The organism is Halomonas sp. RT37, assembly GCF_040070525.1.
GTDB classification, from domain to species: Bacteria; Pseudomonadota; Gammaproteobacteria; order Pseudomonadales; family Halomonadaceae; genus Halomonas; species Halomonas litopenaei.
Genome location: NZ_CP098827.1, coordinates 4,591,306 through 4,615,662 on the forward strand (window position 1 = coordinate 4,591,306; position 24,357 = coordinate 4,615,662).

Here is a 24,357-nt window from a genome sequence, read left to right on the forward strand (position 1 = left end):
CAGCAAGGCTCTCAACCACACTTCGACCAGCCGCAGCCGGCGTAGCAGGTGGGGCAGCCGTCCATCATGATCAGCTCGCCGCGACACTCGGGGCAGTTGCCGACCACGGCGGGGCCGGCGCCTTCGGCGGCGGACTCGGCAGGCTTGCCGTCCAGCGGCTCGACCGCGCCGCTCGGGGTCTCGTCCTCGACCTCGGCGGGGTACCAGCCGTGGCCGGAGGCCTGGCGTCGGGCGTAACGGCTGACCAGGTCCTCCACCGGCACCTGGTTGCCGTCGATGTCGAGGAAGCCGCGACGGTAGAGGATCTGCTGGATCGACCAGGCGATGGCGGCGACCTCGGAGTCATGGAACATCGGCTTGTTCCAGCGGTTCATGCCGCAGCGCACCAGGCCCTTGTCCCAGGCCACCTTGCGCAGATCCGCCACCGCCTGGGTGACGTAGCCGCCGCGGGCGGCCAGCGACAGGCTGCGCATGGTGGCGGTGATCCACTGGTGCTCGCTGGACAGCTGGCCGGAGGGGAAGAAGAACTCCACCGGGCGCTCGATGATAACGCGCTGGCCGTTGAGCACGCCTTCCACCGGCATGAAGGACACCAGCAGGTAGACCTTCTTGCGGCCTTCGGCGCCGACGTAGGAGATCTTCTCGGACACCGCCTCCAGCGTTCCCTCGGGGCGCGAGGGGATGCGCATGGTCAGCGGGTTTTCCTCGGGCAGCGGGGCCGGCGCGGGGGCGGCCTCTTCGCTCTTGACGCGGTAGCCCACGATCTTGGAATTGATTTCGACAGCCATCAGCGGGCTCCTCCAGAAAGATGATGCGGGCGTGACACGCTCACGACCCAGGCATGATATTGCGGCTCGCCGACTGGCAGGCAGGCTGGCTCGCCGCTGGACCGATTACCACTTGCCATAGGTCCCCTCCTTCAAGCCGTCGTAGAGGTTGGCGGCGTTGTGTTCCTCGCCGTCGTAGATCACCGTCTCGTCGCCCTTGAGTTCGAGGGTCTCGCCGTTCTCCAGCTCGAAGATATAGGTGGTGTTCTTGAGGTCATCCTCGCGCACCAGCACGCCCTGGAAGGCCTCCGGGTTGAAGCGGAAGGTGGTGCAGCCCTTGAGGCGGCTCTGGTAGGCGTCCAGGTACAGGTCCTTGAACGCCTCGAAGGCAAAGTCGGTGGGCACGTTGACGGTCTTGGAGATCGCCGAGTCGACCCAGGCCTGGGCCGCGGCCTGCACCGCCACGTGCTGCTTGGGGGTCACCGCGTCGGCGGTGATGAAGTACTCGGGCAGGTCGCTTTCCACCGCGTCGGCGTGCATGAAGTGACGGTAAGCGGCAAGCTCGAAGGACACCACCTCGACCTGCTCCTTGGTCTTCTTGCCGGCCTGGATCACGTTACGGAAGTAGCGATGGGAGAACGACGGCTCGATACCATTGGAGGCGTTGTTGCCCAGCGACAGGCTGATCGTCCCGGTGGGGGCGATCGACGAGTGGTGGGTGAAGCGCGCGCCGTGCTCTGCCAGCTCCGCCACCAGCTGCGGCTCGACCTCGGCAATCTTCTGCATATAGCGGCTGTAGCGCGCGTGCAGGATGCGCCCGGGCACCTTGTCGCCGACCTCATAGCCGTCGCGGCCGAGCTCGGGACGCTCGCGAAGCATCTTCGGCGTCAGCTCGAACTCCTGCTCGAGGATCGGGGCCATGCCCTTCTCGCGGGACAGCTCCAGCGCCTGCTTCCAGCCCTCCACGGCCAGCACTCGGCTGACCTCCTCGGTGAAGCCCAGCGACTCGGCCGAGCCATAGGGCATCTTGAGCATGGTCATGGTCGAGCCGAGGCCCAGGAAACCCATGCCGTGGCGGCGCTTGGCCTCGATCTCGCGGCGCTGGCCGGACAGCGGCAGGCCGCTGATCTCGACCACGTTGTCGAGCATGCGGGTGAAGATCGCCACCACCTCACGGTACTTGTCCCAGTCGAAGCGCGGCTTGTCGCCGAACGGATCGATCACGAAGCGGGTCAGGTTGACCGATCCCAGCAGGCAGGCACCCTCCGGCGGCAGCGGCTGCTCGCCGCAGGGGTTGGTGGCGCGGATCTCTTCGCAGAACCAGTTGTTGTTCATGCGATTGACCTGGTCGATCAGGATGAACCCGGGCTCGGCGTAGTCGTAGGTGGAACGCATGATGGTGTCCCACAGCTCGCGGGCCTTGATCACCTCGACCACGCGGCAGGCCACGCGACCTTCGGCGTCCTGGGTGTAGCCGTCCTCGATCACCGGCCAGTCGCGGTAGATCAGCTCGCTGTCATCGACGTCGCCCTTCTCGCCCTCGTGCAGCGGGAAGGCCAGCGGCCAGTCGGCGTCCTGTTTCACCGCTTCCATGAACTCGTCGGTGATCAGCAGGCTCAGGTTGAACTGGCGCAGGCGACCGGCCTCGCGCTTGGCCTCGATAAAGTCGCGCACGTCGGGATGACCGACGTCGAAGGTGCCCATCTGGGCGCCACGACGGCCGCCGGCGGAGGCCACCGTAAAGCACATCTTGTCGTAGATATCCATGAACGCCAGGGGGCCGTTGGTGCCGGCACCGGCGCCGAACACGAAGGCGCCCTTGTGGCGCAGGGTGGAGAACTCGTAGCCGATGCCGCAGCCGGCCTTGAGCGTCATGCCCGCATCCACCACGCTGTCGAGGATGTCGTGCATGGAGTCGCGAATGGTCCGCGATACCGTGCAGTTGATCAGGCTGACCGCGGGCTTGTAGCCCTCGGCTCCGGCGTTGGAGGTGATCCGGCCTGCCGGCACGGCGCCGTTTTCCAGCGCCCAGCGAAACTTCGGCAGCCACTTGTCAGCGGCGTCGCCCTCGACGGCGGCCAGCGCCTTGGCCACGCGGTCCCAGGTGGCCTGAAGGTCGGCGTCGACGGGCTGGCCGTGGCGGTCCTTCAAGCGATACTTGGCGTCCCAGATGTCATACGAGGGGCCCTGCATGGGAACCTCCTGCGACAGGGCGGCGGCCTTGGCGGATGTGGTCATGAAAGCTTGTCTCCGATGAAGTTACCGGCAAATAAACGGGGTCGTAAAGGGGTGGATGCGCGCTCCGGATAAGCTCGGGCACCCTACCAGATATAGTAAAATTTTCGACCGGCGGCACAATATAAACGAAAAATCGGGCCATGGAAGACCCGATCGTTAATTCGGCTTTGGCGCATGAAAGGTAGCGCGGGCTACCCCGGGCGTCTCGCCCCGGGGCAGCCGCGATAGAGCCGGCTAGACGGTGCGCGAGAAGCGCCCGCTGCCGGGGACCAGGTAGGCATCGAAGGCCATGGCCACGTTGCGCATCATCAGGCGTCCTGCCGGCAGTACCCTGAGCGCTTGCTGCTTGATCTCGATCAAGCCGTCGGCCTGCATCTCGTCGAGCTGGTCGAGGGCGCTGGCGAAATGCGTGCGGAAGTCGATAGCGTGACGGGCCTCGAACTCGGCGAAGCGCACCTCGCCGTGACACATCAGCGAGGTGATCAGCTCGGCACGCAGCAGGTCTTCGTCGCTCAACCGATAGCCCCGCAACACCGGCAGCCGCCCGGCCTCGAGGTGCTCGGCGTACTCGGCGGTGGTCTTGACGTTCTGGCTGTAGGCGTCGCCGACCTTGCCGATGGAGGTGACCCCGAGCCCGATCATGTCGCACTGAGCGTGGGTCGAGTAGCCCTGGAAATTGCGCTGCAGGGTACCGTCGTGACGGGCTCGGCTGAGTTCGTCCTCGGGCAGCGCAAAGTGATCCATGCCGATATAGATGTAGCCCGCCTGGGTCAGCCGCTCGATGGTCAGCTCGAGCAACTCGAGCTTGCGCCCGGGCGGCGGCATGTCCTCGTCGCGGATCAGCCGCTGGGCCTTGAACAGCGACGGCAGGTGGGCGTAGCTGTAGGCGGCGATGCGGTCGGGTCTCAGCGCCACCACCTTGGCCAGGGTGGCGTCGAAGCTGTCGCGGGTCTGCAGCGGCAGCCCATAGATCAGGTCCACCGACACCGAGGCGAAGCCGGCGTCCCGGGCGGCGTCCACCAGGGCTGCCACCTGGGCCTCGCTCTGCACGCGGTTGACCGCCTTCTGGACCAGCGGATCGAAGTCCTGGACGCCGAAGCTCAGACGATTGAAGCCCATCTCGCGCAGTTCATGGATCTGGGCGGGGGTCACCGTACGCGGATCCACCTCCAGCGAGAATTCCCGGCGCTGCTCCGGGGCGAAGCGGAAGTGGCGCGCCAGGGCGTCGATCAGCCCCTTGAGCTGGTCATTGGACAGAAAGGTCGGGGTACCCCCCCCCAGGTGCAGCTGGTTGAGCTCCCGGGTCTCGTCGAACAGCGCCGCCTGCAGGGCGATCTCGCGCTTGAGCAGCGCCAGGTAGTCGGCGGCACGCTCGCGATTGTGGGTAATGATCTTGGAGCAGGCACAGTAGTAGCAAAGGCTTTCGCAGAAGGGCACATGGACGTAGACCGACAGCGGCTTCGGCTCCCCCTGCTGGCTGCGCTCCACCGCCTGGCGATAGTCAGCGACACCGAAGCCGTCGTGGAAGTGCGGCGCGGTGGGATAGGAGGTGTAGCGCGGCCCTGGACGGTCGTACTTCTCGACCAGCGCACGCTGAAACGGCAAAACATCGGATGACATCGACAAGGCCCCTCGTGACACGACCGCCCGACGGCGGCATCTGTCGGCATTGTCGCACGTCGAATCAGCACGTCCCGGCAAGACGAAGCCAGACATGACCTGCATCAAATCACGGCAGCGGCATCACGGCGCTTGCCCCTGTGGCGTGTTCTCGCCCGAGGTAGTGCAAACGCGAGCCAACCACAATGATGCTCCTGCCATTCCAGTGATCCCGATCAAGCATAGTACGGAAGACGTACCTCTCCCCGCCTAAAGTTGACCAACGTCATAGGGTATTGTCGCTGAGCGCTCCAATACTCGAGAGTCCCAAGGGACATCCCGCACAGACCGTGATGCCTGACCCAAGCAGCACGCCGCTTGGGTCAGGTATCACGCCCCAAGACCGAGGAGCGCTCATCATGAAATGGATCCCCCTGGCCGCGCTTGGCGCCGCCTGTCTGTTCAGTCTCAACGCCCAGGCCGCCGGCGACGCCGCCGCCGGTGAAACCAAGATCGGCGCCTGCGCCGCCTGCCATGGCACCGACGGCAAGGCCACCGGACCGATCTATCCCAACCTGGCGGGTCAGAACGCTCCGTACCTGGAAAGCGCGCTCAAGGCCTATCGCGAGGGTCAGCGCGGCGGTGGCATGTCCGCCATCATGGCGCCCCAGGCGGCGGCCCTGTCGGATCAGGATATCGCCGACATCGCCGCCTACTTCTCGTCGCTGACGCCCTGATCCCACCCTGGTGCGCGAAGCGTCCTCGGGGCGCTTTGCGCCTCGAGGTCATGCCATGACCCAAGCCCCCCGCCATTTTCCCCGCCACTGGTCTTCTCCCCTGCGCCTGCTTGTCGTGCTGTTGGCGATGTGGTTAAGCCTGCCCGCCCTGGCGCTGGAATTCGATCAGTATCCCGGTGACCTTGGCAGCGCCAAGGGTGACCTCGCGCTGTTTCAGCAGGCCTTTCCCGGTACCGACAGAATAGAGCCGGTGGCCGACCTGCCGTGGCCGGTCAATGCTCTCTACCGAGGCGACGAGCTGCTCGGCTACGCCTTCGAAAGTGCCGAGGTCGCGCCAATCCCCGCCTACTCGGGCAAGCCGGTCAACCTGCTGATCGCCATCGATCCTTCCGCCAGCCTGCGCCTGGCCAAGGTGCTCAATCATTCCGAACCGATCATGCTGGTCGGTATCCCGTCAGAACGCCTGGACGACTTCGCCGGCCAGCACCTCGGCACCTCGGTGACGTCGCGCCTGGAAGTAGGAGAGGACGTCGATGCCATCTCCGGCGCCACCGTGACCGTCATCGTGGTCAACGACACCATCATGCGGGCCGGGCGTCAGGTCGCCGCCGCCCTTGGGCTGATCGAGGACCCCGCGGCAGCGCCAATCGCCCGTGTGCGCGACGAGGTGTTCGCGCCCGCCGACTGGCAGGGCCTGCTCGACCAGGGGGCACTGGGTCACCTGACTCTGAGCCAGGGAGAGGTCGACGACGCCTTCGTCGGCACCCCGGCGGAGCACTACCTGAGCGGCCAGCGTCCACCCCGCGACGCCACCTTCATCGATCTTTACCTGGGCTACCTCAATGCGCCGAGCGTTGGCCGCAATCTGCTCGGCGAGCGCGGCTACGACCAGTTGATGGCGAGCCTCGCCCCCGGCGAACACGCCGTTGCCCTGCTCGCCGATGGCAGCTTTTCCTACAAGGGGTCGGGCTACGTGCGCGGCGGCATCTTCGATCGTATCGAGCTGGTCCAGGGCAACGCCTCGATCAGCTTCCATGACAGCGACCAGCGCCGCCTGCCGCGTCTGGCCATCGACGGAGCCCCCGCACTCAGCGAACGCGACATCTTCGTGATCCACGAGGACGCCCACTTCGACCCGGGCACGCCCTGGCGGCTGAACCTGCTGGTGCGCCGGGCCTCGGGGCCGCTGACCCAGGAGTTCACCCGCTTTCATCTCGACCAGGCGCTGCCCGAGGCCTTTATCGAGCGTCCCGAGCCGGTGGAGCCCGCCCCGCTGTGGCTCGAGATGTGGCAGCAGAGTCGGCTAGAGCTGATCGGGCTTGGCGCTGGACTGGTGACGCTGTCACTGATCCTGGCCTTTCAGGACGCCCTGGCGCGTCGCCCGCGCCTGCTCCGCCCGCTGCGCAAGGCCTTCCTGCTCTACACCCTGGTCTATATCGGCTGGGTGTCGCTGGCCCAGCTTTCGGTGGTCAATGTGCTGGCGCTGATCCATTCCGTCATCCATGGCTTCAGCTGGTCGGCCTTCCTGATCGATCCGCTGATGTTCGTGCTGTGGGTCTTCGTGGCGGTCACGCTGGTGCTGTGGGGCCGCAGCATCTTCTGCGGCTGGCTGTGTCCCTTCGGCGCGCTGCAGGACCTGGTCAACCAGCTCGCCCGTCACCTGAAGGTGCCGCAACTGACGCTGCCCTTCGCCGTGCACCGGCGGCTGTGGGTGGTGAAGTATCTGATCCTGTTTGGCCTGGTCGGGGTGTCCTTCTACGACCTGGGTCAGGCGGAGCGGCTGGCCGAGGTCGAGCCGTTCAAGACCGCCATCACCCTGCACTTCCTGCGCGACTGGGGCTATGTGCTCTACGCCGTGGCACTGATCGCAAGCTCGGCCTTCATGCACAAGGCCTACTGCCGCTACGTCTGCCCGCTGGGTGCGAGCCTGGCCATCGCCGGTCGCCTGCGCCTTTTCGACTGGCTCAGGCGGCACCGTGGCCAGTGCGGCACGCCCTGCCAGATCTGCGCCAACGACTGCGAACTGGTGGCCATCCATCCCGACGGCCGTATCGAGGCCTCGGAGTGCCACTACTGCCTGGACTGCCAGATCACCTACGACGACGACCGTCGCTGTCCGCCCCGGGTCAAGCGCAGAAAGCGCCTGGAACGGAATGCGGCGAGGACGCACGGCGACGTGGGTGACGCAGAACCCCGCGGATCAAGCCAGGACGGCGACCCGCGGCGTATACCCTGCCTTGAGGAGAACTGAAGTGAGTGACGATTCCCGCAGTATCCAGAATCTGGCCCGACGCCACTTTCTACGCAACAGTGCGGTGACCGGCGTCGCCGGCGCCGGCCTTGCCAGCGGAGTGGTCGGCGGTGTTGGCACCAGCGCCCTGCTCGGCAGCCGCAGCGCCCGCGCCAGTGAAGGCGACGCCATGGTGGCCCCCGGTGAACTCGACGAATACTACGGCTTCTGGAGCGGCGGCCACTCCGGTGAAGTGAGGGTCCTGGGCATCCCCTCCATGCGCGAGTTGATGCGCATTCCGGTGTTCAACACCGAGAGCGCCACCGGATGGGGCATCACCAACGAGTCTAAGCACATCCTCGGCGAGTCCGCGCGTTTCCACAACGGCGACGCCCACCACCCCCACGCCTCGCTCACCGACGGTCGTTATGACGGCAAGTACCTGTTCATCAACGACAAGGCCAATACCCGGGTGGCGCGGATCCGCCTCGACATCATGAAGACCGACAAGGTCACCACTATTCCCAACGTCCAGGCCATCCACGGCCTGCGTCTGCAGAAGGTGCCCTACACCAAGTACGTCTTCGCCAACGCCGAGTTCCCGATCCCCCAGGTCAACGACGGTCGCGACCTGGAGAATCCTGCGAACTACTACACCATGTTCAACGCCATCGACGCCGAGACCATGGAGGTGGCCTGGCAGGTGATCGTCGATGGCAACCTGGACAACACCGACGCCGACTACACCGGCCGCTTCGTTGCCTCGACCTGCTACAACTCCGAGAAGGGCATGACCCTGGCCGACAGCATGCGTGCCGAGCGTGACTGGGTGGTGGTGTACGACGTCGAAGCCATCGAGGCCGCCGTCGAGAAGGGCCAGTTCGAGACCCTGGGCGACTCCCCGGTGCCGGTACTGGACGGACGCAAGGGCTCACCGCTGACCCGCTACATTCCGGTGCCCAAGAACCCCCATGGCCTGAATACCTCACCCGACGGCAAGTACTTCATCGCCAACGGCAAGCTGTCGCCGACGGTGTCGATCATCGCCATCGACAAGCTGCCGGCGCTGTTCGCCGACGAGATCGAGCCCCGCGACAGCGTAGTCGCCGAGCCAGAGCTGGGCCTGGGGCCGCTGCACACCACCTTCGACGGTCGCGGCTTCGCCTACACCACCCTGTTCATCGACAGCCAGGTGGCCAAGTGGAACATCGAGGAGGCGATCCGCGCCTACAACGGCGAGGACGTCAACTACATCCACCAGAAGCTCGACGTGCACTATCAGCCGGGCCACAACCACGCCAGCCTGTGCGAGACCCGCGATGCCGACGGCAAGTGGCTGGTGGTGCTGTGCAAGTTCTCCAAGGACCGCTTCCTGCCGGTGGGACCGCTGCACCCGGAAAACGATCAGCTGATCGACATCTCCGGCGACACCATGAAGCTGGTGCATGACGGCCCGACCTACGCCGAGCCCCATGACGCCATCATGATGCGCGCCGACCAGCTCAACCCGATCCAGGTGTGGGACCGCCAGGATCCGTTCTTCGCGCCCACCCGCGCCATGGCCGAGGCCGACGGTATCACCCTTGAGAGCGACAACAAGGTCATCCGCGACGGCAACAAGGTGCGCGTCTACATGACCTCGGTCGCGCCCCAGTACGGCATCACCGAATTCAAGGTGAAGCAGGGTGACGAGGTCACGGTGGTGATCACCAACCTGGATACCGTCGAAGACCTGACCCACGGCTTCTGCATGGTCAACCATGGCGTGTCCATGGAGATCGGTCCGCAGCAGACGTCCAGCGTCACCTTCACCGCCGAACGCGCCGGGGTGCACTGGTACTACTGCAACTGGTTCTGCCACGCGATGCACATGGAAATGTTCGGTCGCATGCTGGTGGAGAAGGCCTGAGGAGCGGCCGGGCCGGGCGCCGATGGCGCTCGGCCCGGCCCAGGCGACATCACCATGTTTCGAGCTCTCTCCTTTCCTGCAGGTGGCTCGGCATCCAGCCGAGCAACACCGATGGCGCTGGCCCTGACCGCAGGGTTGGCGCTACTGGCGATACTTAGTCCCAGCGAGGTGCTGGGCGCTGAGCTGAAGGTGACCGCGGGCACACCGCTCAAGCGCTGGGTCGAGCAGGCCGAGCCCAACGATATCCTGCGGCTCGCACCGGGCCACTACACGACAGGCCCGGTGATCATCGACAAACCGCTTAGCCTGGTCGCCGACGGTGCCGGTGTGGTGATCGATGGCGGCGGCAGCGGGACCCTGCTGACCTTGCGCTCACCTGGCATTTCCCTGTCCGGGCTGACCCTTCAGCACTGGGGCGCGGACCTGACCGCCATGGATGCGGGCGTTCACGTGGAAAGGACCGCCCATGGCGCCAGCATCGAGCGTTGCCGGCTGTCCGGCCCTGGCTTCGGCATCTGGCTCGATGGCGTCGACGACGCCCGGGTCCTCGACAATCAGATTCGCGGCGATACCCGGGTACGCTCCCAGGATCGCGGCAACGGCATGCAGCTATTCAATGCGCGTCGGGCGCTGGTCTCCGGCAACGATATCCGCCAGGTGCGCGACGGCGTCTATATCGACACCAGCAGCGACAGCGTGATCGACGGCAATCTGCTCGAAGACCTTCGCTACGGCGTCCACTACATGTACGCCCACGACAATAGCGTGACCAACAACCTGACCCGTCACACCCGCACCGGCTACGCCCTGATGCAGTCCCGTGGGCTGACGGTGAGGGCCAATCGCTCCATCGAGGATCGCAACTACGGCATCCTGATGAACAACATCACCGAAAGCCGGATCATCGACAACGACATCATCGGCGTGCGCCAGGCACGCGACGCCCATGACCGGGGCCTGGTCAGCGGTGGCGATGGCAAGGCCATCTTCGTCTACAACGCCCAGTTCAACGTGATTCGCGGCAACCGCCTCGAGGACAGCGACATCGGGCTTCACCTGACCGCAGGCTCCGAGGACAACCGCATCAGCGGCAACGCCCTCATCCACAATCGCCGCCAGGTGAAGTACGTGGCCACTCGACAGCAGGAATGGTCCGAGCACGGTCGCGGCAACTACTGGAGCGACTACCTGGGCTGGGACCTTGACGAGGACGGCATCGGCGACACCCGCTACCAGCCCAATGACGCCATGGACCAGCTGCTGTGGCGACACCCGGAGGCCAAGGTGCTGATGGCGAGCCCGGCGGTGCTGGCGCTGCGTTGGGTACAGCGCGCCTTTCCGGTATTTCGCCCCGCCGGCGTCAGCGACAGCGCCCCCCTGATGACGCCTTCGAGACCTCGTTCCGCCACACGGACATCCTATCCATGACCCGCGCCACGACCTGCGCCACAACCTGCGCTATCGCCTTTGACGACGTCAGCCTGGAACACGGCGGCGTGACCCGCCTGTCGCACCTCAGCCTCGAGGTGAACAGGGGCGAGGTGCTCGGCCTGCTCGGCCACAACGGCGCCGGCAAGACCACCAGCATGAAACTGATGCTGGGACTGCTGTCGCCCACCCGGGGAAGTCTCAGCGTGCTTGGACAACGGCCGGACCGAGCCGGTGACCGAGCCTTTCGCCAGCACCTGGGCTACCTGCCCGAAAATGTTCGCTTCTACCCCAACCTGAGCGGGCGAGAGACCCTCACCTACCTGGCCCGACTCAAGGGTCGGCCCACGGCAGAGGTGGACGAGCTGCTGGTGCAGGTGGGGCTTGGTGGGGCCGCAGACCGTCGTCTGGCGACCTGGTCCAAGGGCATGCGCCAGCGCCTGGGGCTGGCCCAGGCGTTGCTTGGCGAGCCTCGGCTACTGCTGCTCGACGAGCCCACCAGTGGCCTCGACCCCGCCGCCACCGAGGCGGTCTACGCCACCATCGGAATGCTGAAGGCGCGTGGCGTGACGGTGGTGCTGTCTTCCCACCTGTTGCCGGGGGTCGAGCCGGTGATCGATCGTGCGCTGATCCTCGGCGAGGGCAAGTGCCTGGCGCTGGGCGACCTGGCGAGCCTTCGTGAACGCTTTGCGCTGCCCTACGTCATCGAGATGCGGGGTGCTCCCCAGGATCTGGCACTAAGGCTGATTCGCGAGGGCATCCCCGCCCGCTCTTCGTTGGCGGACGGTGGTCGACTGCGACTGGAAGTGGCCCCGGAGCACCGCATGAACGCCTTGAGGCTGTGCACTGCCTTTCAGGGGCTCAAGGACCTGGAGATTCGCCCGCCCAGCCTCGAGGCACTGTACCGACGTGTCCAGGACCCCAGCGGCCGCGACCCAGGCAATGGCAGTGAAGGGAGCAGCGAGAGCGACGCCAGCGACCGCTACCAGGTGATCGACGAGACCGACCACACCACCGTCTCACCATCCGCCGAGGACACGCCCTGATGCGCCTTTTGCTGACCATCGCCCACAAGGAATTCCGTGACGGCCTGCGCCACCGCTGGGTGCTCGGGATCGCCGTGCTGCTGGGGGTACTGGCGCTGGGCATCGCCGCCTTCGGTGCTGCCGCCAGTGGTGGTACCGGCTTTACCGGCCTGTCCACCACCCTGATCAGCCTGTCGACGCTATCCATGCTGCTGATCCCGCTGATCGCCCTGATGCTGGCCTACGACGCCATCGTCGGCGAAGACGAGGGCGGCACCCTGCTGCTGCTCGCCACCTACCCCATGTCACGCCGGACCTGGCTGCTCGGCAAGTTCATGGGCCACGCCTGGGTGCTGGGCCTGGCCACCCTGTGCGGCTTTGCGGTCGCTGGCGTGGTCATCGCTTTCGCCACACCGGAAACCGCGCTGGCCGAGGTAGCCGCAGGGCTCACTACCCTGATCGTCTCCAGCGTGCTGCTGGGCTGGTCGTTTCTGGCCCTGGCGTACTGGATCAGCGCCCGTGCCGGCAGCAAGCAGGCTGCTGCCAGCCAGGCCCTGATCACCTGGTTCGTTTTCGTGCTGGTACTGGACCTGGCGCTGCTCGCCCTGCTGGTAGGCGTGCGCCAGGGAGGGGCCTGGCTGCCCTGGCTGATGCTGGCCAACCCGGCCGAGTGCTTCCGACTGCTGGTGCTCTCGGCGGTCGAGCCTCATCAGGCCTCCGCGATCACCGCCCTGGCCAGCGCCACCCCCAGGTCGCCCTTGCTGCTGGCGCTGCTGCAGGTCGTCTGGGTGCTGCTACCCCTGGGTCTGGCGATCAGGCGATTCGAGCATCGAGCGCTGTAACCCGCACGTCCAGTTCAGCCGAATGCCGACGCTGCCTGCCGGCTATTGCCGCGGGTTATTGCTGTCGGCGCCCTCACTCCGTCCGCCTGGAGAACTCCCATGTCCCTTCCTTCTATGCTGCAACGCTTTGCCATCGGTGGCCTGATGCTGTTGTTGATCGGCTGCAACGACGGCACCTCTGACACGACTATCGGCCCCGCCCCCATCGGTGATGACGACATCTGCCATGTATGCGGGATGTTGATCGAGGCCATGCCAGGTCCCAAGGGAGAACTCGCACTCGATGGTGACAGCGAGGTCACCAAGTTCTGCTCTGCGGCGGAAATGCTGGTCTTTCTTCTTCAACCGGAAAACGTCGAACGCCTTGCCCATGCCTGGGTTCATGACATGGCTCGCACCGACTGGGACCACCCCGGAAACGGTGCCTTTATCAGTGCACAGGAGGCCTGGTACGTGTCTGGTCATTCGCGGCCCGGCGGCATGGGACATCCGTTGGCTACCTTTGCCACAAGAAGGGACGCGGAGGCTTTTCAGCACGAACATGGCGGCATCATCGAGGGCTTTGATGAGCTAGACATCGACCAGCTAACCCATATGAGCCGAGCAAGCCACCCTTGAATAGGTATAGAAAATCCCGCAAATATGCAGCGACAAAAGCCGACCAAAAAAATTGCTAAATTTATGGATTTACCATGCTACATTCAAGAGACAATAAGATGAATGGAACATCCATGACAAGGAGTTAAACCGCGCATGTTATCTCATTGATATAGGTCATCTGGCGTAGGAATAATCGCACATCGCTACGCTTTAATGCGCCAAGCCTGCGTGAGATTTCTCGTCCCTTGCTAGAGTCGAAAGCATGAGCGAAAGCCTCCCTTCTCTTTACCAAGTCGCCCAAGGGGCGCCGGGGCACGACCAATGCATCTGACACGATTTACCGACTACTCATTGCGCGTTCTGATGTACCTTGCCGAATCCGGCAACGAACGCACCACGATCGCCGAGATCGCCTCACGCTTCGAGGTCTCACGCAACCATCTGATGAAGGTGGTTCAGGAGCTCAGTCGCCTTGGCTATGTCTCCGCCGTCCGTGGCAAGCACGGGGGACTGTCGCTCAAGCAGGCGCCGGGCAGCATCCACCTCGGCGCCCTGGTCAGGGATACCGAACATAGCCTCGCGCTGGTGGAGTGCGAAGGGGACGACAGCGCCTGCTACATCGCGCCCATCTGCCGCTTCAAGCAGATCGCCAACGAAGGGTTGACCGCATTTCTGGAGGTCCTGGATCGCTACACCCTGGATGACCTGATGACCCCTCAGTGCCGCCAGCGCCTGCACACCCTCAAGCTGATCGAGCTCGAGCCGGAGCCTGAAGCCGAGCCCGCCTGACGCGCCGAGGCAAGACAGGGTAACGCCACGACAGCGTACTCCGAGAATGCTAGCCTCCTGACCTCTGAGTTCTCTCGGTCGTCAGGAGCCAGCATGCCGATTCCGCCATTGTTTTCACCTCGCCGCGCCCGCCTTCTTCGCCTGAGTGTCGCCGCCGCACTGGTCTCCGTACTCGGGCTGACAGGCGTCAGCAGCCAAGCCATGGCGGTGGATTTCGACACCTCGGCCCACCAGACCCACCAGGACTGGCAGACCTTGATCGCGACCCTCGGCGACGAGTCCCATGTGCGAGCGGTCCAAAGGACCAGCTACAGCGACGCCATGCTCAGCGTCAACGCCACGCCAGGACATTGCCGCACGCCCTGGATCGAGGTCAGAAGCGACCTTGGCCAGCGTCAGGCCGTGAGCGAAGTGGTCAATCGCGTTCCCATCGACCTGCTGGTAGACGAGCAACGTGCCCAGACCGGCACGGCGGTGCTGTCCACCCAACGCGGTGACGACGGCCTCTACGTGCGCGTGAATGGCATCGACATGGACCTGCTGGCCTCGCGTCTCGCCACCGGTGAGCAGCTGCATCTGCGCCTGCGCATGACGCCCGATACCAGCGACTACTGGTTCATGAGCTTTTCACTGAATGGCGCCTTTACGGCATGGCAGCGGATGCAGACCCTGTGCAGGGCTTCCTGATCCGGCAGCAATTCCAGAGGCAATATAAAGGTGCGGGCGTCATGATGCCTGAGAGGGCTAGCGGCGCGCCTGCTTCGGGGACCTGCTTCGGGGACCTTCCCCGAATAGGCCCCCTGAAGCCGCTCAGGCGGGCCGCTCCATCGCCTGCAAGGTATCTCCCAGACCATCCTGCCGCTGCCCATCGCGGCTCAACCAGCGCCGCGCGAAGTCATCACCGCTCAAAGGCCGTGACAGCAGATACCCCTGCCCAAGATCGCAGCCCAGGGCACGCAGTGCCTCGAACTGCGCCGGCGTCTCGATGCCCTCTGCCACCACCGTCAGTCCCAGACGATCGGCCATGGCGATGATGGTGGCGACGATGGCGTGATCGTTGCTGTCGGTCAGCATGTCGCTGACGAAGGACATATCGATCTTGACCGCCTGTACGGAAAAGCGCTTGAGGTAGGCCAGCGAGGAATAGCCGGTCCCGAAATCGTCGATGGCCAGGGCGAATCCCTGCTGGCGCAGGGTGTCGGTGATGCGTATCGCCTGCTCGGGATCCTTCATGAAGCCGCTTTCGGTGATTTCCAGCCCCAGCAGCGAGGGGGAAACGCCAGCCCGGGCGGCGATCTCGCAAAGCTTGATTGCCAGCTCGGGATCCTCGAACTGGGCCGCCGCCAGATTGACGTAGAGACGCTCGGGCAGCCGGTCCAGCGATGCCTGCTGCCACTGCTTAAGCTGTCGGCAGGTCTGCTCCATCACCCAACTGCCGAGGGCCTCGATCATCCCCTGTTCCTCGGCCACGGCGACGAATTCCATCGGGCTTATCCATCCCAGTTCGGCGTCGTGCCAGCGACAAAGTACCTCGGCGCCGATCAGGTCCCCGCTCTTGAGGTCGACGCAAGGTTGAAAGCGGAGCTCGAGACGTTTCGTGTCCAGCGCCTCACCCAGACGAGAAGCAAGCACCAGTCGGCGCCGCAGATCACGTCCCATCTCAGGTGCGTAGAAGCGATAGCCGCTGCGGCTTTCCTTGGCATGGTACATGGCGATGTCGGTGTGCTTGAGCAGTTCCCGGGAACTATCGCCATCGTCGGGGAAGAAGGCGACGCCGATGCTGACGTCGACGTTGAATCGATGCCCCTCATGCACCACTGGATCATTCAAGGCGCTGAGCAGACGCCCCACGACCTGGGCGGCTCCGATCTCGTCGGTCTGCTCCACCATGACGACGAACTCATCGCCCCCCATCCGCGCCAGGCTTTCGAGCCTGCCAAGGCAACCGCTGAAGCGAGCGGCCACCTCCTTGAGCACTTGATCACCGACGTCGTGGCCCTGACCGTCGTTGATCTCCTTGAAGCGGTTGAGGTCGAGGAACATCAGTGCCACCCGATATTGCTCGGTGCGAGCCCGGACAATGGCCGCCTGCAGACGCTCCATGAAGTGGACCCGGTTGGGTAGACCGGTCCCGGGATCGAAGAAGGCCAGATGCCGTATATGGGCGTCGCTGCGGCGCCGTTCGAGCTCCGCCGAGGCGCCTGCGGCAAAGATCCGCAACAGATGACAGATGGGTTCAGGATCATGCAGCGGCTGGCGATACAGCGCAAACAGGATACCGACGGCGTCGCCGTTGGCGTCTTCCAGGCGTCGGCCGACGTAGGCTTCCACGGCGAAGCCGACCATCTCCTCGGCGCGGGGATAGCGTTGGCTCATGCCTCGAGCAATCACATGCTCGCTGTCGCGAAAGGAGCTCTCGCAGGGTAGCCCTTCGAAACTGTAGTGAAAGGGCTCCACCGGCTGGCCCGATACCAGGCCGGCGATCAGCGTCGCCTGCAACGGGACGCTTTCCTCGACGCGTGACACGAACACGGCGTCCGCGCCTAGGGCGTCGGTCAGACGTCGCACCAGCAGGGTAAAGAAGGCGTCGTCGCTGCGCGCCGTCACCAGTTCGGCCATGTCCAGCACCGCCTGCTGGGTGTTCTGCTGATGCTGGTGGGCGCGCATGGCCTGCAAGCCAAACGACAGGTTGTCCGCAAGCTCCCTCAGCAGCGCCAGTTCGTCGGCGCCAGCGTGGTAGGGCTGATCCATCAACAGCACCAGCACGCCCCGTCGCTCGCTTCCCAGACTCAGCGGCAAGGCCACCTCCGCCACGACCCCGAATCGTTCGGCCCAGGGCGGAGGCGCTACCGTACCTGTCGTATAGTCGGCTACCCGTTGCTCCTTGCCTTCATGCACCGCTTGCCCGCTGGGGCCCTGGCCCTCAGGCGTGGTCACATCCCAGCTGAAACAAGCGTGACGCAACAATTCATCGGCGCCACCGGCGCTGACCAGCGGCAGGATGCTGCGCTCGGGGTCGTCCTGGGCCAGCCCCGCCCAGGCGTAGCGGTAGCCGCCCTGCTCCACCGCGAGCCGACAGGCCTCCTGGAAGATTGCCATCTCGTCGGAGAGCCGAATCACCGCACGGTTGACCAGTCGTAGCAGAGTCAAAGCGCGGTGGGCGCGCTTGAGCTGTCGGTTGGTCGTGTCCAGCTGAGTGGCGGTCTTCTCCAGCGCCTGCTCGGTGCGCCGATTGGACAGTTCGGCCCCGCAGCGCGCCGCGGCAATTCTCAGCACCTCCTCGACCAGGCGACGCTGGTGCAGTCGATGGCGGTGCAAGGCAACCAGAACACCATGCAACTCACCTTCGGGCCCTCGCATCGCCACTCCGGCATAGGCTTCTGCACCAAAATCTCGCAGCAGGACGTCGTCCGGAAAGGCACTGCAGACGTTCTCCGGATAGATGCAGGCTCCGCCGTCCAGGGCATCGCGACAGGGGGTGCCGGCAGTCTCGTACTCGACGTCTGGCTGATGCTTGCCATCTGCCATCAGCACCATGGACCGCAGGCGTGAGCCGTCCGCGACAGGGGTCGCTATCATCATGGCGTCAGCATTGAGGATTACCGCCAGCCGATCGACCAGATGCATGAAGAAGTCATCACCGATATCCCGCGACAGGCTGTCGGCTAGGCTTTGAAAGGCTCTGCGGGCATCCATCTTCATAGGCCGGGCGACGATCCACTGAATAAGGTAATCAATGGTATCGAGGATAGCTTAACTTCGGGGCACCCCGCCGCCTCGTCCTGGCATTCTGTGCCGTTTCTCCCAGAGCCAGACATCATCTTGCACCAGCAAACGGCGACATCTCCAGGACAACTGTCCCAGAAAACAGAATGTTAGTACTAAGTCGCAAGCATCAACGGTTCATGCCGGTAATCGCACAGATTCGTACATCCTTCCGTCGTACGAGCCTAGGCGCTGTCCGAAAAGTCGACGAGCGAAGGTTAGACAAGGCAAAAATCGGTGAGAAAGCGCAGTTTACGGGGTGTAAACGAGCATGTTGATCCGATTTTTAACGCCGTATTACCGAGCGCAGGCACTTTTCAGACAAGCCCTAAAGCACCCGGCTTCTCAACCATCCGGTCAACACCTCTCCCAGCAACACCAGAATGACGATGCCACAGAGAATGGTGGCCACCGTCGGCCAGGCAAAGGTGTCGATGGCCCCCTGGAGGATAACGCCGATACCGCCGGCCCCGACCAGCCCCAGCACGGTGGACTCGCGAATATTGATGTCCCAGCGCAGGATGATCACGGCAAAGAAGGCCGGAACGACCTGAGGCACCACCGCGTAGAGGATGACCTTGGGCCGACTGGCGCCCACCGCTTCCATCGCTTCGACCGGCCGTCGGTCGATTTCCTCGATGGCCTCGCCCATCAGCTTGCCGACGAAACCGATGGAGCGACACATGATCGCGAGGATGCCCGCCAGCACGCCGGGGCCGAAGATCGCCACGAACAGCAGCGCCCAGATGATGGTATTGACCGAACGACTGGCCACCAGCACGAAACGGGCAAACCACAGGCAGGCACGATTGGGCGTGGTGTTCTGGGCCGCCAGGTAGGCGACGGGCAGGGCCACAAAGATCGTCGAGAACGTGGCCAGGGTGGCGATATGGACGGTCTCGACCAATGCCTCGACGATCTCGCCGAGGCGCCGCGGGTCGGGTGGCCACATGCGGTCGGCCAGGCTGTAGATCTGGGCAGGCGCATCCCACACCCAGGGCCAGAAGATATCGACATCCCTGGCCGCCCAGCTCAACACCGCCACGACCAGCAACAGCAGCACGAAGCGCGTCCAGCGCTCCCGTCGGCTGTAGCGCTGCCATACCCGTTGTTCTGTCGGCGTCGCTACCATAGTCGTCTCCTGACCCAGCCACTGATGCCCTCACTGACCAGAATCACCGCGATGATCACCAGCAGGATGGCGAAGGCAAAGTCATAGTCGTAGCGCCCGAAGGCGTTCATCAGGGTGCCACCGATACCACCGGCGCCGACGATACCGACCACCGCCGAGGCGCGCAGATTGCTGTCCAGCTGATACATGGAAAGCCCCAGCTGGCGTGGCAGGATCTGGGGGAAGACGGCGTACAGCAACGTGGACATGAACCCTGCACCGACCGACCTCATGGCCTCCACCTGCCCCCAGTCGATCTCCTCGATCTCTTCGGCCAGCAGTTTTCCGACAAAGCCGATGGAATAAAGCGTCAGGGTCAGGATCCCGGCCAGGGGTCCGAACCCCACCGCCTTGACGAACAGAATCGCCACGATGACCGGGTGAAAACTGCGCGACACGATGATCACCGCTCGCCCCACCAGATAGACCGGACGCGGGGCGATATTGCGCGCCGCCATCACCGCAAAGGGGATCGACAGTGCCACCCCCAGCAGAGTCGCCAGCAGGGCAATCTGGAAGCTTTCCTTGAAGCCGGTCAGCAGCAGTTCGAAGCGCTCGAAGCTGGGCGGAAAGCCGCCGCCGAAGATGCGCGCGGCCCGCGGCAGCCCATCGCTGATCCGCTCCCAGTCGAACGGCAGGGTGGCCAGAGCCCAGCCCAGGTAACCCAACACGCCCAGCGCCAGCAGCAGGCGCACCACAGGACTGGCGATAAAGGGCGGCTTGCGCCAGGTCCGAGCCTTGTCGTTGACCATCAGCGTTCCCCTTCCGCGACGGTCGATGCGGAGGTCTCGTCCGGGGCCTCGATGCCACCGTAGATCTCCTCCAGCGCTGCGGCATCAAAGCGCTCCGGCGTGCCATCGAAGATCATGCGACCGTGGCGCAAGCCGACGATACGCTCGGTGTAGGCCCTGGCCTGGGCCACATTGTGAATGTTGATCAGCACCGGCAATGACAGCTCGCTGGCCAGGGCTCTCATCAGCTTCATGATCTGCTCGCTGGTGACGGGGTCCAGCGAGGCGGTCGGCTCGTCGGCCAGCAGAATGTCCGGCTCCTGCATCAAGGCTCGGACGACCCCGACGCGCTGGCGTTCGCCGCCGGACAGTTCGTCCGCGCGCTTGTTGGCGTACTGGGCGATGCCCACTCGCTCCATCAGGTGGAAGGCGCGTTCGATATCCTCCGGCGGGAAGCGCCGCCGCCATGCCTGAAAGAAGCCGACGTAGCCAAGCCGACCGGCCAGCACGTTCTCCATCACCGTCAATCGGTCGATCAGGTTGAAGCCCTGGAAGACCATGCCGATGCGCCGCCTGGCCTGGCGCAGTGGTGCGCCCTTGAGGCTGGACAACTCCTGGCCATTGAGCCTGATCGACCCCGAGGTGGGTTCGATCAGCCGATTGATGCAGCGGAGCAAGGTGCTCTTGCCCGCCCCGGACGCCCCCACGATGGACACCACGGAGTTGCCTTCCACGCGCAGATCCAGCCCCTTGAGCACGGGGTCATCGTGGCCATAGCGCTTGACCAGCTGGCTAATCTCGAGCATTGCACATCCTCGTTCCCCGGGAAGGCCGAGCGCCGTGCGCCGGCCCTCCTGTCCCTGGGATACCCTGTCGTCACTCCAGATTGTCGGCGGTGTAGCTGACGCCGTTCGAGGCCTGGATGGTGCGAATGACCTCCCACTGGTCCTGGTAGGTGATCGGGATGAACTTCTCGACGCCTTCGAATTCCTCACCCAGCGCGGTACCGGCGAAATCGAAGCTGAAGAAGGCTTCCTCGATGCGCTCGACCAGATCCGGCGCCAGGTCATGGGCGTAGGTATAGGAGGTGGTGGGGAAGGGCTGGGACTCGAAGATCATGCGCACGCTGTCTTCGTCATACAGCCCCCGTGCGGCCATGCGCTCCACCACCTCGGACGCCACCGGTGCAGCGTCGTAGTCACCCGCTACCACTCCCAGCATCGACTGGTCGTGACTGCCGGAATACACCACCTCGTAGTCCTCGTCCGGCACCACGCCTTCCTCGGGGAACAGCGCACGCGGCGCCTGATTGCCCGAGTTCGAGGTGGGTGAGGTGTGGGCGACCCGCTTGCCGGCCAGGTCGGACAGCGACTGGATATCCGAATCGGCCTGGGTGTAGACCTGCAGGGTATAGCCGAAGCGTCCGTCGTCGGAGCCCATCAAGGCAAAGGGAACGGCGCCGGCCAGGTTGACGGCGAAGGGCGTGGGGCCGGTGGAAAAACCTGCAATATGCAAACGCCCGCTGCGCATGGCCTCGACCTGGGCCGAGTTCGACTGGACCGCGAAGAAACGAACGTCCTTGCCCGTCACCTCCCGGAGGTGATCGATGAAGGGCTCCCAGATATCGGCATAGATGGCGGGGTCTTCCACCGGGGTGTAGGCGAAGATGAGGGTGTCGGGGTCGACCAGTTCGTCCTGATTGGCGGGCGGGTCGGCCACCAGATCGCCATTGCGGTCGCAGTAGAGCGCATCCAGATCACCTCGGGGGCAATCCTCCGCGACAGCGACGGATGCAACAGCGCCGAAAGTGAGCAGGAGACCTGCGTTGAGGACCTGACGTCCCCGGCTTGAGCGTTGTGTCATGGCGTGGCTCACCTATGCTGAGTCTTGTTATAGGGTGGGAATCGACCCCGGCCTCTCGCGCCGACATCGCGGGTCCCGGCGGCAGCGGACAGCCTGGCGGTCGACGACTGGCGACTTGGGGAAGGCTCTGTCAGATGGGCTGAAGGCTTCACTCGTTACGCTGAAGGCTCTGCCACATGGGCTGAAGACTTCCCGCGTTACGCTGAAGGCTCTATCACATGGGCTGAAGGCTCTGCCAAGTGCGAAGACGAGCGCCAGCGACGCAGCGATGTTCGAAAACAAACATCGTTGAGTTCAATCTAGGAGGTGACACTTTTATGTCAAACGTTGAGGCCAACGACTTTCCACGCTGCCGCAATCACTACCTGCTGATGCGCCACGGCCATAGCCAGGCCAATGCCATGGGCCTGATCGTTTCCTCCCCCGAGCAGGGACTCGAGGGCTACGGTCTTTCGCCCAAGGGGCAGGAACAGCTGCACGAACGGCTGACCGGCTGGCACCTGGCCGCGCCTGACCAGGTCTTCCATTCGGACTTTCTGCGCACCACCGAAACCGCAGCACTGGTCGGGCAACACTTCAACGTCACCCCACACCCTGAACCGCGCCTGCGAGAGCGCTTCTTCGGTGACTACGACCAGGGGCCGGACCCGGCCTACGCGGACGTCTGGGCAATGGATAGCGAGAATGCCGAACACCGCACCCACGGCGTCGAAAGCGTCGGCGACGTCTCCCGCCGACTCATCGACCTGATCATCTCGCTGGAACAGCGCTTCGATGATGCCACCATCCTGCTGGTCGGCCATGGTGACCCCCTGCAGATCCTGCTGACCGCAGCCAGCGGAAGTCCATTGAGCGAGCATCGAAGCCAACCACCGCTGGCACCGGCAGATGTCCGGCCGCTGATCTTCGCTCGCTGATCACCGCTCGCAGCCCCTCTCTTGCAGCCGCCCCTGTCAGGGCTGTGAACAACTCGGTGGAAAAGTTCTCCACCCGCTGTGGATAGGCTCTTGACAAGCCGCCGCTCCCCCCATGAACCGTGGCGCTGTGCCGCTACATGCCACCTGTAATGACTGTGGGCAAGTTTTCCATTTCCCCGGCTCGACGCTGCGAAGTTCGTCAGCCGGACTCGGCGGGGCACGTGCTATGTTCCTCGTAACCTCTGAAAGACCCATTCAACTAATGCTTGGCAAATGATCTTGAGCGGTGCTTGAGAACGATCATTCCCCATGCTCCTCATTGCCACAGGAGCCCACCCGTCCGCATGATGGCATCTTCATTTCTTTTCCTGAGTCGACGCCCGGCGTCTCTTGTGCATGGGGGCGAGGTCTGAACATGGGCCCGTTCAAGGCGCGTCAGTTTCTGCTGCTTCAGGGGCCATGCTCTCCCTTCTTCACGCAACTGGCTCGCACCCTTGCTGACCAGGGACACGGTGTTCATGTGCTCGACCTGTGTGGTGGAGACCTGCTCTATCGTTGGCGCCTCGGGGGCCAACGCTACCGTGGCGACGCCGCAGGCTTTGGCGAGCTGATCGATGATTTTCTCGGTCAACGGGGAATCTCCGACCTGGTGGTCTTCGGCGACCAGCGCCCTCTGCATCGGCTCGCTGTTCAGGCCGCAGAGCGTCAACGGCTGCGGGTCCATGTATTCGAGGAAGGCTACCTGCGTCCCCACTGGATCACCCTGGAGCCCCAAGGTGTCAACGGATGTTCCCGTTTTCCCAGGGACCCGGCCTGGGTCTTCGAGGCCGCCCATTGTCTTGGGCCGGCAGAGCCTCCCGTTCCTTGCATCAGTCCCTTCTTGACCCGTGCCACCCACGACGTGATCTACCATCTGGCAGGCGTCCTTAACCCTCTGCTGTTCCCGGGCTATCGCGGCCACGCCCCGGTCAGCGCTCCCCGGGAGTACGCCGCCTATGCGCAGCAACTGACGCGCAAACGCCTGCTGGCTGGCCTTGAAGCTAACCGCATCATGGCATTTCTTTCGGCGCCAGCGCCCTACTTCGTGTTGTTGCTGCAACTGGACAGCGACGCCCAGATCCGCTGCCACTCGCCCTTTCCCGACATGGCCCGGGTACTCGAAGAAACCATGACGTCCTTTGCTCGCGACGCGCCGGCCCGGACACGTCTGTTGATCAAGAACCACCCTCTCGACCCCGGCCTCAGCGCACACCATCGTCGCGCTCGCCGACTGGCACGAGAGTTGGGTATCGACCGGCGGGTACTGTTCATCGAGGGCGGTGACCTCAATCACCTCCTGCCGGGCGCCACTGGCGCCATCACCGTCAACAGTACTTCCGGTTTCGTGGCCCTGGAGCACGGCTGTCCGTTGCTGACCCTGGGCGAAGCCATTTACACCATGCCCGGACTGGCGACAGGCCGGCAACGGGTCCCCGCGGGCTTCTGGCACGATCCACCGGCACCGAACGCCGCCCTGTATCAGGCGCTCAGGACCACCCTGCTGCGAACCGTTCAGCTCAACGGCAGCTTCTACTGCCGCCTCGGTATTCGTCTCGGTGTGCACCACAGCGCCAGGCGACTCGTCGCCGAACGCTCTCCCCTGGAGGAGTTACTGTCATGCCTGCCCGCCGCCGCCTGACCCTTGTTTTCCCCGTGCCAGATACGGCTTTGGCGGTTTCAGGGGCCGACTCGCGGCACGTCGTAGCT

The 24,357-nt window shown here is 64.3% G+C and carries 19 protein-coding genes; 11 read left to right on the plus strand and 8 right to left on the minus strand.

Going from position 1 to position 24,357, the window contains the following annotated elements:
- Positions 1-11 precede the first annotated feature (11 nt).
- From NFG58_RS20055 to hemN, 3 genes are all read right to left on the minus strand, one after another.
- Positions 12-788, minus strand: coding sequence for a ribonucleoside-diphosphate reductase (locus NFG58_RS20055; protein ID WP_108448631.1), 777 nt, complete (start codon positions 786-788; stop codon positions 12-14).
- Positions 789-893: 105 nt separating this feature from the next.
- Entirely contained in the window at positions 894-3,005 is a 2,112-nt protein-coding gene (locus NFG58_RS20060) for an adenosylcobalamin-dependent ribonucleoside-diphosphate reductase (RefSeq protein ID WP_045993536.1), read from the minus strand.
- Positions 3,006-3,239: 234 nt separating this feature from the next.
- Entirely contained in the window at positions 3,240-4,625 is a 1,386-nt protein-coding gene (hemN, locus tag NFG58_RS20065) for an oxygen-independent coproporphyrinogen III oxidase (protein ID WP_348827232.1), read from the minus strand.
- Positions 4,626-5,023: 398 nt separating this feature from the next.
- Between hemN and NFG58_RS20070 the strand changes: the two genes are divergently transcribed.
- The 9 genes from NFG58_RS20070 to NFG58_RS20110 all read left to right on the plus strand — a co-directional run bounded on the left by NFG58_RS20070 (position 5,024) and on the right by NFG58_RS20110 (position 14,851).
- Positions 5,024-5,341, plus strand: coding sequence for a cytochrome c (locus NFG58_RS20070; protein WP_045993538.1), 318 nt, complete (start codon positions 5,024-5,026; stop codon positions 5,339-5,341).
- A gap of 55 nt (positions 5,342-5,396) precedes the next feature.
- Positions 5,397-7,592 (plus strand): 4Fe-4S binding protein, encoded by a 2,196-nt coding sequence (locus NFG58_RS20075; RefSeq protein ID WP_348827233.1) that lies wholly within the window; start codon positions 5,397-5,399, stop codon positions 7,590-7,592.
- A gap of 1 nt (position 7,593) precedes the next feature.
- Complete coding sequence (nosZ, locus tag NFG58_RS20080; RefSeq protein WP_253554425.1) at positions 7,594-9,480, plus strand: TAT-dependent nitrous-oxide reductase; 1,887 nt, start codon at positions 7,594-7,596, stop codon at positions 9,478-9,480.
- Between the two features lie 54 nt (positions 9,481-9,534).
- A complete protein-coding gene (locus tag NFG58_RS20085; RefSeq protein WP_348827234.1) occupies positions 9,535-10,908 on the plus strand; it encodes a nitrous oxide reductase family maturation protein NosD in 1,374 nt (457 codons plus the stop codon).
- Positions 10,905-11,954, plus strand: a complete 1,050-nt coding sequence (locus NFG58_RS20090) for an ABC transporter ATP-binding protein (RefSeq protein ID WP_348827235.1) — start codon at positions 10,905-10,907, stop codon at positions 11,952-11,954. The genes NFG58_RS20085 and NFG58_RS20090 overlap by 4 nt, the downstream gene beginning before the upstream one ends.
- Positions 11,954-12,775 carry an ABC transporter permease subunit gene (locus NFG58_RS20095; RefSeq protein WP_253554434.1) on the plus strand — a complete coding sequence of 274 codons (822 nt, stop codon included), beginning with the start codon at positions 11,954-11,956 and terminating at the stop codon, positions 12,773-12,775. The genes NFG58_RS20090 and NFG58_RS20095 overlap by 1 nt, the downstream gene beginning before the upstream one ends.
- A 114-nt stretch (positions 12,776-12,889) precedes the next feature.
- Positions 12,890-13,393: a nitrous oxide reductase accessory protein NosL gene (locus NFG58_RS20100; RefSeq protein WP_348827236.1), complete on the plus strand. Its 504-nt coding sequence runs from the start codon at positions 12,890-12,892 to the stop codon at positions 13,391-13,393.
- 303 nt (positions 13,394-13,696) lie between these two features.
- Positions 13,697-14,164, plus strand: a complete 468-nt coding sequence (locus tag NFG58_RS20105) for an Rrf2 family transcriptional regulator (RefSeq protein ID WP_108132096.1) — start codon at positions 13,697-13,699, stop codon at positions 14,162-14,164.
- A 93-nt stretch (positions 14,165-14,257) separates the two neighbouring features.
- Positions 14,258-14,851 (plus strand): hypothetical protein, encoded by a 594-nt coding sequence (locus NFG58_RS20110; RefSeq protein ID WP_045993544.1) that lies wholly within the window; start codon positions 14,258-14,260, stop codon positions 14,849-14,851.
- A 123-nt stretch (positions 14,852-14,974) separates the two neighbouring features.
- Here NFG58_RS20110 and NFG58_RS20115 read toward each other — a convergent pair whose 3' ends face one another.
- The 5 genes from NFG58_RS20115 to phnD all read right to left on the minus strand — a co-directional run bounded on the left by NFG58_RS20115 (position 14,975) and on the right by phnD (position 21,694).
- Positions 14,975-17,860 (minus strand): EAL domain-containing protein, encoded by a 2,886-nt coding sequence (locus tag NFG58_RS20115; protein ID WP_348827237.1) that lies wholly within the window; start codon positions 17,858-17,860, stop codon positions 14,975-14,977.
- Between the two features lie 397 nt (positions 17,861-18,257).
- Entirely contained in the window at positions 18,258-19,061 is an 804-nt protein-coding gene (phnE, locus tag NFG58_RS20120; protein ID WP_045994838.1) for a phosphonate ABC transporter, permease protein PhnE, read from the minus strand.
- Positions 19,055-19,852: a phosphonate ABC transporter, permease protein PhnE gene (gene phnE / locus NFG58_RS20125; protein ID WP_045994839.1), complete on the minus strand. Its 798-nt coding sequence runs from the start codon at positions 19,850-19,852 to the stop codon at positions 19,055-19,057. Before phnE (NFG58_RS20125) ends, phnE (NFG58_RS20120) begins: the two co-directional genes overlap by 7 nt.
- Positions 19,852-20,637, minus strand: a complete 786-nt coding sequence (gene phnC / locus NFG58_RS20130; RefSeq protein ID WP_045994840.1) for a phosphonate ABC transporter ATP-binding protein — start codon at positions 20,635-20,637, stop codon at positions 19,852-19,854. Before phnC ends, phnE (NFG58_RS20125) begins: the two co-directional genes overlap by 1 nt.
- Before the next feature lie 70 nt (positions 20,638-20,707).
- Positions 20,708-21,694 carry a phosphate/phosphite/phosphonate ABC transporter substrate-binding protein gene (gene phnD / locus NFG58_RS20135; protein WP_083970649.1) on the minus strand — a complete coding sequence of 329 codons (987 nt, stop codon included), beginning with the start codon at positions 21,692-21,694 and terminating at the stop codon, positions 20,708-20,710.
- A gap of 317 nt (positions 21,695-22,011) precedes the next feature.
- Here phnD and NFG58_RS20140 point away from each other — a divergent pair, with 317 nt between their 5' ends.
- Positions 22,012-22,611 carry a histidine phosphatase family protein gene (locus NFG58_RS20140; RefSeq protein WP_231498578.1) on the plus strand — a complete coding sequence of 200 codons (600 nt, stop codon included), beginning with the start codon at positions 22,012-22,014 and terminating at the stop codon, positions 22,609-22,611.
- Between the two features lie 415 nt (positions 22,612-23,026).
- A complete protein-coding gene (locus NFG58_RS20145) occupies positions 23,027-24,289 on the plus strand; it encodes a capsular biosynthesis protein (RefSeq protein ID WP_222516344.1) in 1,263 nt (420 codons plus the stop codon).
- Positions 24,290-24,357 lie beyond the last annotated feature (68 nt).